Annotated in this window: 8 protein-coding genes; 6 read left to right on the plus strand and 2 right to left on the minus strand. The window is 57.9% G+C overall.

What is annotated here, in order from left to right; translation table 11 throughout:
* Positions 1–7: 7 nt before the first annotated feature.
* Positions 8–400, minus strand: a complete 393-nt coding sequence (locus tag R0J87_RS01210) for a DUF4149 domain-containing protein (protein WP_498883776.1) — start codon at positions 398–400, stop codon at positions 8–10.
* A 393-nt stretch (positions 401–793) separates the two neighbouring features.
* Here R0J87_RS01210 and R0J87_RS01215 point away from each other — a divergent pair, with 393 nt between their 5' ends.
* Entirely contained in the window at positions 794–2,560 is a 1,767-nt protein-coding gene (locus tag R0J87_RS01215) for an ABC transporter transmembrane domain-containing protein (protein ID WP_498883778.1), read from the plus strand.
* Between the two features lie 89 nt (positions 2,561–2,649).
* Positions 2,650–2,880: a hypothetical protein gene (locus R0J87_RS01220; protein WP_404344076.1), complete on the plus strand. Its 231-nt coding sequence runs from the start codon at positions 2,650–2,652 to the stop codon at positions 2,878–2,880.
* Between the two features lie 29 nt (positions 2,881–2,909).
* Here the strand turns inward: R0J87_RS01220 and speB are convergent, their stop codons facing one another.
* Positions 2,910–3,812 (minus strand): agmatinase, encoded by a 903-nt coding sequence (gene speB, locus R0J87_RS01225; RefSeq protein ID WP_498883802.1) that lies wholly within the window; start codon positions 3,810–3,812, stop codon positions 2,910–2,912.
* A gap of 169 nt (positions 3,813–3,981) precedes the next feature.
* On the opposite strand from speB, the gene R0J87_RS01230 reads away from it, so the two are divergent.
* The 4 genes from R0J87_RS01230 to R0J87_RS01245 all read left to right on the plus strand — a co-directional run.
* Positions 3,982–4,905, plus strand: a complete 924-nt coding sequence (locus R0J87_RS01230; protein WP_498883780.1) for a LysR family transcriptional regulator — start codon at positions 3,982–3,984, stop codon at positions 4,903–4,905.
* Between the two features lie 240 nt (positions 4,906–5,145).
* Positions 5,146–6,717: a Re/Si-specific NAD(P)(+) transhydrogenase subunit alpha gene (locus tag R0J87_RS01235; protein WP_498883781.1), complete on the plus strand. Its 1,572-nt coding sequence runs from the start codon at positions 5,146–5,148 to the stop codon at positions 6,715–6,717.
* Positions 6,718–6,733: 16 nt separating this feature from the next.
* Positions 6,734–8,176, plus strand: a complete 1,443-nt coding sequence (locus tag R0J87_RS01240) for an NAD(P)(+) transhydrogenase (Re/Si-specific) subunit beta (protein ID WP_498883782.1) — start codon at positions 6,734–6,736, stop codon at positions 8,174–8,176.
* A gap of 145 nt (positions 8,177–8,321) precedes the next feature.
* Positions 8,322–8,583 (plus strand): transposase (locus R0J87_RS01245; RefSeq protein ID WP_498883804.1); only part of this gene is annotated, 262 nt, incomplete at its 3' end.

Below are 8,583 nucleotides of genomic sequence, written 5' to 3' on the forward strand. Positions count from 1 at the left end.
GTGTTGTTTAGACAAATCTAGCTAACACGTAGCCATTCACGATGATATGCGTGAGCCCAATGCCCACTGAAAGGCTGTGCAGCAGTTTGAATCGAGTGCGCTGTCCTGCATCAGTGGCACGGTTGATCGCAGGCATCAGCCATTGCCGGGTGGGGATGACCGATAGTGCAATACCAGCCATGAGTAGGGAAGATACGTGATCGATTCGCCATATAAGCAGCGCTGTCAGCATCGATACAATCAGAACAAACAGGTAAAAAAATGGGAAGGCGCTGCGAATGGTAGCGCGAGCCGTATTATTTGGAAGACTAGACAATAGAAAGGCTGCAAAACCAAAAGAAAAGAGGCTCATCCCGCCAAATAAAAAGGACGCTAGCCATAGGGATAGGGTAGTGAGCATGCGCGTTTCCTCTTGAAAAAAATGGTACTGATCTGATGTTTCCACCTTTTCAGTACAATTAATGTACAAGTTATTTTGCGCGCATGCTATTAAAGAGTAGGTCGTGCTGGGTGTTAATTTCGCCAGGGCTTACCACCACACGTAGCATAGTTTCGACAATCTGCGGTGCAGCCTCGGCACGGTAGGCGATTATTAGAAGCGGGTGGTGTGATGGGTTGTGTCATGGTCATCTCGTTATTGAACAAGGGTTACTACTGAAGAAGCAGCTTAGCATCTACTCATTGATGCCTGCTCTGTATGATCGCTCTTCAGTGTCAACGCTCACCTGAGGCGAGGAACCTTATTGCCTTGTATCGGGATACTGTATGTCTACCACAGAGGCGCATGAATTTTATGCCCACACGTTCTTCTAACCACCGCATTTTACTAAGGCTGTTGAGGTTTATACGCCCTTATCGCCTGCGCGTGGCGCTTGCAGGGTGTGCCTTATTGGTTGCCTCCGGTAGCGTTCTGTTGCTGGGTAATGGCCTGCGGCTAGTGATTGATCAGGGCTTTCTTGCTGCTGATGCAGCCGCCCTCGCCACCACCTTGGGGCTAATGCTGGGGGTGGTGGCGCTGTTAGCGGCAGCCTCGGCGCTGCGCTATTACCAAGTGACCTGGATCGGTGAGCGGTTAGCTGCAGATTTACGCCAGCGGGTGTTTGAGCATTTGCTCACTCTGGAGCCCAGCTTTTTTGAAAGCGCGAGTGAGGGGCGCGCCGCAGGAGAGATCGCCTCACGGCTCACTGCGGATACCAGCGTGCTGCAGAGCCTGTTTGGCTCGTCGATTTCCTTGGCGCTGCGCAATGGCGTCATGCTGATTGGCGCGGTGGTACTGATGCTGCTGACCCAGCCTTGGCTTTCTGCCTTGGTGCTGGTGGGCATTCCCGCGACGCTGCTGCCCATTGTGTGGTACGGCCGTCGAGTGCGGCGGCTCTCGCGCACCAGCCAGAATCATGTCGCTGAATTGGGCCGCTACGCCGAAGAGGCGCTCAGCGGCCTGCAAACCGTGCAAGCCTTCACCCATGAAGCCGATGATCGACGCCACTACGGCCAGCGCGTCGAGCAAGCATTTAGCAGTGCGGTGGCGCGTACCCGCCAGCGGGCATGGCTGACCGGTGTGGCCATGCTAGTGGTGTTTAGCGCCGTGGGCGTGATGCTGTGGCAAGGCGGACTTGCGGTGCTGGAAGGCAGCATGAGCGCAGGAGAGCTCTCCGCGTTTATCTTCTACGCCGTGCTGGCAGCCGGGGCAGTTGCGACGCTGGCCGAAGTGGCGGGCGATGTACAGCGCGCCGCTGGGGCCGCTGAGCGCCTGCTGGAGCTGCTGGATACGCCCCCCACGATTCAGTCTCCGGTTCAACCAGTGGCGCTGGCTCAGCCACCCCAAGGCGCGCTGACGTTAGCCCATGTTCGTTTTACCTACCCGGGCCGCGATACCCCTGCGCTGGACGATATCGACCTTGATATTCAGCCCGGCGAGCGGGTAGCGGTGGTGGGGCCCTCCGGTGCGGGCAAGAGCACGCTGCTGGCGCTACTACTGCGCTTTTACGACCCAGATCAGGGCCACGTAACGCTGGATGGCGTGGATATTCGCACCTTAGCGCTGGCCGAACTGCGCAGTGCCCTAGGGCTGGTTGCCCAGTCGCCGGTGCTGTTTAGTGGCACGGTGGCGGATAACCTTCGCTATGGCTGCCCAAGCGCCACTGAGGAGCAGCTACGCCTTGCCGCCCAAGATGCCAATGCGCTGATGTTTATCGAGGCGTTACCGCAAGGGTTCAACACGCCACTAGGGCCGGGCGGCGTGCAGCTCTCGGGTGGTCAGCGTCAGCGGCTGGCCATTGCCCGTGCGCTGCTAAAGAATCCGGCGGTGCTGCTGTTGGATGAAGCCACCAGCGCGCTGGATGCGGAAAGCGAACGGCTGGTACAACATGCGTTAGACCGATTGATGCAGGGGCGAACCAGCATCGTGATTGCGCACCGTTTGGCGACGGTGGTGCACGCGGATCGTTTATTAGTGTTTCAAGAAGGGCGGCTGGTGGCATCAGGCACTCATGCGGCGCTCATGGAGAGCAGTGACCTCTATCGCCACCTTGCAGCGCTGCAGTTTGGGCAACACCCATGAGCGAAGCGCTGCTTGTCACCGCAAGGTGCCAGCGTCCCCGCGCTACACCTGATATGACAAAGAGAGACTAGAAAAAGAGAGACTAGAAGATGCCGTCACGGTTTCGTCAACGAGGCGTTTGGCTAGGGCTGTGCTTAGGCCTGTTGGGGCTGGTCGCGATTGCCAGTATGTGGGCGAACGGAGTGGCTGCGCTGCCGCATGTGTTGGCAGCGCTGACCGTTTTGATTCCGCTCACCCTGTTTGGCGTGGTGTTAAAAAGCCCCTGGCCTTCTGTGGGCGCGCTGGCGCTATTGTTGGTCATTGACCTGACCCTGCGCTGAGCGCTTCCGCAAGGTGAGCGGCGAAACGCCTACGCCTTTTTGGAGGCTGCCAGGGTGTAAAGAAACTCTAACCCCAGCGTGGCTGCTGCCAGCGAGGTAATGTCGCCGTGGTCGTAGGCGGGGTTTACTTCCACTAAGTCCATACCCACTAGTTCCATACCCACCATGCCGCGCATTACTTTCAGCATCAGGTCGGTGGACATGCCGCCGCATACCGGCGTGCCGGTGCCCGGTGCGAAGGCAGGGTCCAACCCGTCGATATCCAGCGTAACGTACGCCGGGTGATGACCCACTCGTGCACGAAGCCGCTCCAGTACCGCCGCAGGGCCGTGGTCGTTTACCCAATCGGCATCCAGCACTTCGTAAGGGTGGTTGTTGCGGTCATAGCTGGTACGAATGCCAATTTGCAGCGAATGCTCCGGCACTACCAGGCCTTCTTTGAGGGCGTGGTGGAAAATGGTGCCGTGATCAAAACGCGTGCCTTGCTCATAGGTATCGGTATGGGCATCAAAGTGAATCAGTGCCAGCGGGCCATGTTCACGGGCATGGGCGCGCAGCAGCGGCAGGCTGATGTAGTGGTCGCCGCCCAGCGTCAGCATCTTTTTGCCCGCTTTCAACCAGCGCATGGCATGGGTTTCCAGGTTGTCTACCAGGCTTTCTGGCTCGCCGTAGGCGTAATCCAGATTGCCGGCATCGCACACCCGTAGGCGATCTTCCAGAGCAAAATCCCACGGCCAGCGTTTGCCTTCCCAAATCAGGTTGGCGGTGCTTTGGCGAATCGCGTTCGGCCCCATGCGGGTGCCTGAACGGCCAGAGCACGCTAGATCAAACGGTACGCCGCTAACCACGACTTCAGCATCGGTGGCGTTGGGGTCGGTCGCTTTGGGCACGCCCATAAACGTGGAGATAACGTCACCAAACAGGCTGGGCATGATCTGAGATGGGGTCACCTAACGTGTACTCCTATGGTGTGCAGCAGCAAGAAAAGGGTGGCAAGCGCGAGCGGGGCTGCTCAAGGAAGCGCGACGATAAGGAATTTTTCGCGATAAATGAAATGAATGTTTAGAATGAAATCATTCACACCATGAATAGTGAGGTGCTATGCGTTCTCTTCGCCACTTTGATCTAAATCTTCTGCTGGTGTTTGAGACGCTGATGCGCGAGCGCCATGTCACCCGTGCTGCTGAGAAGCTTCATCTCAGCCAGCCAGCGCTCAGCCATGCGCTCAAGCGCCTGCGCGAGGCGCTAGACGACCCACTATTGGTGCGCACTGAGCAGGGCTTGCAGCCAACGCCACGCGCCATGGCGCTGCTACCCGTGGTGCAGCAGGCGTTGGCATCATTGCAGACAGGCTTAGCACCTCCCGCATCCTTTGAGCCAGCGACCAGTACCCGCCGTTTTACCCTGGCCACCACGGACTATTTTGAAGAGGTCATGTACCCGGCGTTTCTTAGCCAGCTGTTGAGCTATGCGCCGGGCATCAGTTTTTCCATTGAGCTGATTACGCCGGAGGTGCTTAGTGAGGCGTTAGAGCAGCGCCAAGTCGATATGGTGGTGGGGCTGGATAGCCAGTCATCGCTACCCAACGGTGTAGTGCAAACGCCCTGGATGCATGAAGAACTTGTGTGTCTGGCCGCTCAGCAGAATCCCCACGTTGGCGATGCGCTGGGGTTAGAGGAGTTTGCCCGCCAGCCCCATGTAGAGTTGGCGGATATTAGTGGCCTGCTACCGAGTCGAATTGAAAACTGCCTGGCCCAGCAAGGGCTTAGCCGCCGGGTGATTTCGAAAAACCTTAACTACATTGCCGCAGCGCGCGTGGTGGCGCTGACCGATGCGATTATTACTCTGCCGCTACAAATGGCGGAACGCTTTGTCGCGATGCTGCCCGTGCGGATCGTGGCCCCTCCCGATGAGCTCCCCGCGTTAACCATGACGCTAATTCAGCACAGCCTCTACGCCAACGCCCCAACAAACGTGTGGCTCTATAACGAGCTCACGGCGTTTGCGAAGAGTGCCAGCCGTTAAGCCGACGCTCTCTTTTTGATATCAATATGTTGTAGATAAACAACGCAGTTGAATCAAAGGTTGAATGGTCACTGGCAGGCTTCGCGTTAGATCCTAAACTGCTAGCTGGCGCGTTTCTTGCGCAATAGTGAATAGACAGCGCTCAAGAGTGCTGGGGCTACTATCCCAGCCATTATCCCAGCCACTACCCCAGCCACGAGGGGAGGGCGCTGAACGCGGGTAAACTAAGGGAGAAGGCGTGTGAAAATAGGCGCACCAAAAGAGAGTGCTCGGGGAGAAGCGCGGGTCGCGCTGACCCCCGAGAGTGCAAAGCAGCTGCAAAAGCTTGGCCATGAGTGCCTGGTTGAGACAGGTGCAGGCCTGGCCGCGGGTTTTAATGACGACACTTATCGTGATGTTGGTGTGACGGTGGTAGACAGCGCCGACGCACTGTGGCGCGACGCTGAGGTGGTGATTAAAGTTCGCGAGCCGTCGGAAAGTGAAGCCAAACAGCTGCGCGAAGGCCAAACGCTGATCGCCTTTTTCTGGCCAGCTCAAAACGAAGCGCTGCTGGAAACCTGCAAAGCCCAGGGTGCCACCGTCATTGCGATGGACATGGTGCCGCGTATCTCTAGGGCGCAGAAGATGGATGCGCTCTCTTCGATGGCCAACATTGCGGGCTACCGGGCGGTGATTGAGGCGGGCAATAACTTCGGCCGTTTCTTTACCGGCCAAGTGACCGCCGCAGGCAAAGTACCGCCTGCCAAGGTATTGGTGATCGGTGCTGGGGTGGCAGGTTTAGCGGCGATTGGCACCGCGACCAGCTTAGGGGCAGTAGTGCGCGCCTTTGACGTGCGCCCGGAGGTTTCCGAGCAGATCGAATCCATGGGCGCCGAGTTCCTGTTTCTGGACTTTGAGGATAGTCAGGACGGTTCTGAAAGTGGTGGCTATGCCTCGCCCTCAAGCCCTGAGTTCCGTGAAAAGCAGTTGGAGTGCTTCCGCGAACAGGCACCGGATGTGGATATTGTCATTACCACGGCGCTGATTCCTGGCAGGCCCGCGCCCAAGCTGTGGCTGGAAGACATGGTGGCGGCCATGAAGCCCGGTTCGGTGATTGTGGATTTAGCCGCCGAGAAAGGCGGTAACTGCGACCTGACCCAGCCCGACGAGCGGGTGGTAAGCGATAACGGCGTGGTAGTGGTCGGCTATACCGACTTCCCCTCACGCATGGCGACACAGGCATCGCTGCTGTACGCCACCAATATTCGCCACATGCTCACCGACCTCACCCCTGAGAAAGACGGCGTGATCCATCACAATATGGAAGACGACGTCATTCGGGGGGCCACGGTCACCCACCAAGGGGAAGTCACCTTCCCACCGCCGCCGCCCAAGGTAAAAGCCATCGCGGCCGCCAAACCGAAGAAAAAAGAGAAAGCGCCGACTCCAGAAGAGAAGAAAGCCGCCGAGCTTGCCACCTTCAAAGCGCAAACGAAGAGCCAAGTGACCATGTTGGCAGTGGGCGGCGCGCTGATGCTGCTACTGGGGTTAGTCGCGCCTGCGTCATTTATGCAGCACTTTATTGTGTTCGTACTGGCCTGCTTTATCGGCTTCCAGGTAATTTGGAAGGTGAGCCATTCGCTGCATACGCCGCTGATGGCGGTAACCAACGCCATTTCCGGCATCATTATTTTGGGGGCGATACTGCAGATTGGCTCAGGCAGCGCGTTGGTGAGCGTGCTGGCGGGTATTTCAGTACTGATCGCGTCTATCAATATCGTGGGTGGCTTCCTGGTGACACGCCGGATGCTGGCCATGTTCCAAAAATCCTAAGCGGCGGAGAGACGATATGTTAGAGCAAGGATTCGTATCTGCCGCAGCAATTGCGGCAAGCGTGCTGTTTATTCTGTCGCTGGGCGGCTTGAGTAATCAGGAAAAGGCCAAGCGGGCCGTGTGGTACGGCATTGTCGGTATGGCATTGGCGGTGTTTTTCACCTCGTTCGGCCCTGGCATTGGCGCCTACTGGTGGCTAATTCCCATGATGTTGATTGGCGCAGGCATCGGGGCCTATGTGGCGGGCAAGGTCGAGATGACCGAGATGCCTCAGCTCGTGGCCGCGCTGCACAGCTTTGTGGGCCTGGCGGCGGTATTCGTTGCCTGGAGTGCCGATCTTGAGCGCCGCCGGGTGATGGCGGCTCGTGCCGCTGAGGCATCGCTGGACCAGTTTTCCGCCTTTGCTGCCTTGGTGGCGACCAAAGCGCCCGATGAGCTAACGTTCCTACAAATCGAGGTGGTGCTGGGTATCTTTATCGGCGCGGTGACGTTCACCGGTTCGGTGATTGCCTTCGGCAAGCTCGCAGGCAAAGTAGATGGCAAGCCAAAGCAATTGCCCGGCGGCCATATGCTGAATGCCGGTGCGGCGGCGCTCTCGCTGCTGTTGGCGATTATGTACCTCAACGGCGCAGGCTTCTGGACGCTGCTGGTGATTGCGGCGCTGGCGTTCTTTATCGGCTACCACCTGATCATGGGCATCGGCGGGGCGGATATGCCGGTGGTGGTCTCCATGCTGAACAGCTACTCCGGCTGGGCGGCGGCGGCGATTGGTTTCACGCTCTCCAACGACCTGCTGATTGTGACCGGTGCGCTTGTGGGCTCCTCCGGGGCGATTCTCTCTTACATTATGTGTAAGGCGATGAACCGCAACTTCGTCAGCGTGATTCTGGGCGGCTTTGGAGGCACGAAAGGGCCTGCAGCCGAGATCGAAGGCGAGCAGGTGTCGATTGATGCCAACGGCGTTGCCACGGCGCTTAACGATGCCGATAGCATCATTATCGTGCCGGGTTACGGCATGGCCGTGGCGCAAGCGCAAACGGCGGTGAGCGATTTAGTTCGCAAGCTGCGTGCCGCGGGTAAAACCGTACGCTTTGGCATTCACCCCGTGGCCGGGCGCTTACCAGGACATATGAACGTGCTGCTGGCGGAAGCCAAGGTACCTTACGATATCGTGCTGGAGATGGATGAGATCAACGACGACTTCGCCACGACCGACGTGGTTATCGTCATCGGCTCTAACGACATCGTGAACCCCGCCGCCGAAGAGGACCCCAACAGTCCTATCGCAGGGATGCCAGTGCTCAAAGTGTGGGAAGCGAAGCAGGTGTTCGTCAGCAAGCGTGGCCAGGGCACCGGCTACTCGGGTATCGAGAACCCACTGTTCTTCAAGGACAACACGCGCATGTTCTACGGCGATGCCCGCGATAGCTTGAATGCGCTGCTACCGCTAGTGGATTAAGCCAGTAAGTCGTTAGGAACAGGTACTGATTCACAACGCGTGACGAACAGGGGAGCCAATGGCTCCCCTCAGACTGCTGACAAAGCCCTGGCCCTTCGGCCAGGGTTTTGCTTTGATAAGCGTATCGTTTTTAGTGGTGGCCGATATGCTCAAAGACCCTTCCCCCCAACAGCACGAACTAGAGATGGTCACGCTTGAAGAACTCGTGCCCTCGAACCATCTGTTGCGTCAGATTGAGGCCGCCCTCGACTTCAGCTTTATCCGCGAGCGCGTCCGTCATCTTTACTGCGCTGATAATGGTCGGCCTGCGCTTGATCCCGTGCTGCTCTTCAAGGCCTTGTTTATCGGCTATCTGTTTGGCATTCGTAGCGAGCGCCAGTTGATGCGCGAGATCCAAGTCAACGTCG

Origin of the sequence: Halomonas sp. SIMBA_159, assembly GCF_046536035.1 — a bacterium.
In the GTDB taxonomy this organism is placed as follows: domain Bacteria; phylum Pseudomonadota; class Gammaproteobacteria; order Pseudomonadales; family Halomonadaceae; genus Vreelandella; species Vreelandella venusta_A.

Coding starts and splice junctions, on each gene's coding strand:
- R0J87_RS01210 (WP_498883776.1), bottom strand. CDS start 400: ATGCTCACTACCCTATCCCTATGGCTAGCGTCCTTTTTATTTGGCGGG.
- R0J87_RS01215 (WP_498883778.1), top strand. CDS start 794: ATGCCCACACGTTCTTCTAACCACCGCATTTTACTAAGGCTGTTGAGG.
- R0J87_RS01220 (WP_404344076.1), top strand. CDS start 2,650: ATGCCGTCACGGTTTCGTCAACGAGGCGTTTGGCTAGGGCTGTGCTTA.
- speB (WP_498883802.1), bottom strand. CDS start 3,812: ATGCCCAGCCTGTTTGGTGACGTTATCTCCACGTTTATGGGCGTGCCC.
- R0J87_RS01230 (WP_498883780.1), top strand. CDS start 3,982: ATGCGTTCTCTTCGCCACTTTGATCTAAATCTTCTGCTGGTGTTTGAG.
- R0J87_RS01240 (WP_498883782.1), top strand. CDS start 6,734: ATGTTAGAGCAAGGATTCGTATCTGCCGCAGCAATTGCGGCAAGCGTG.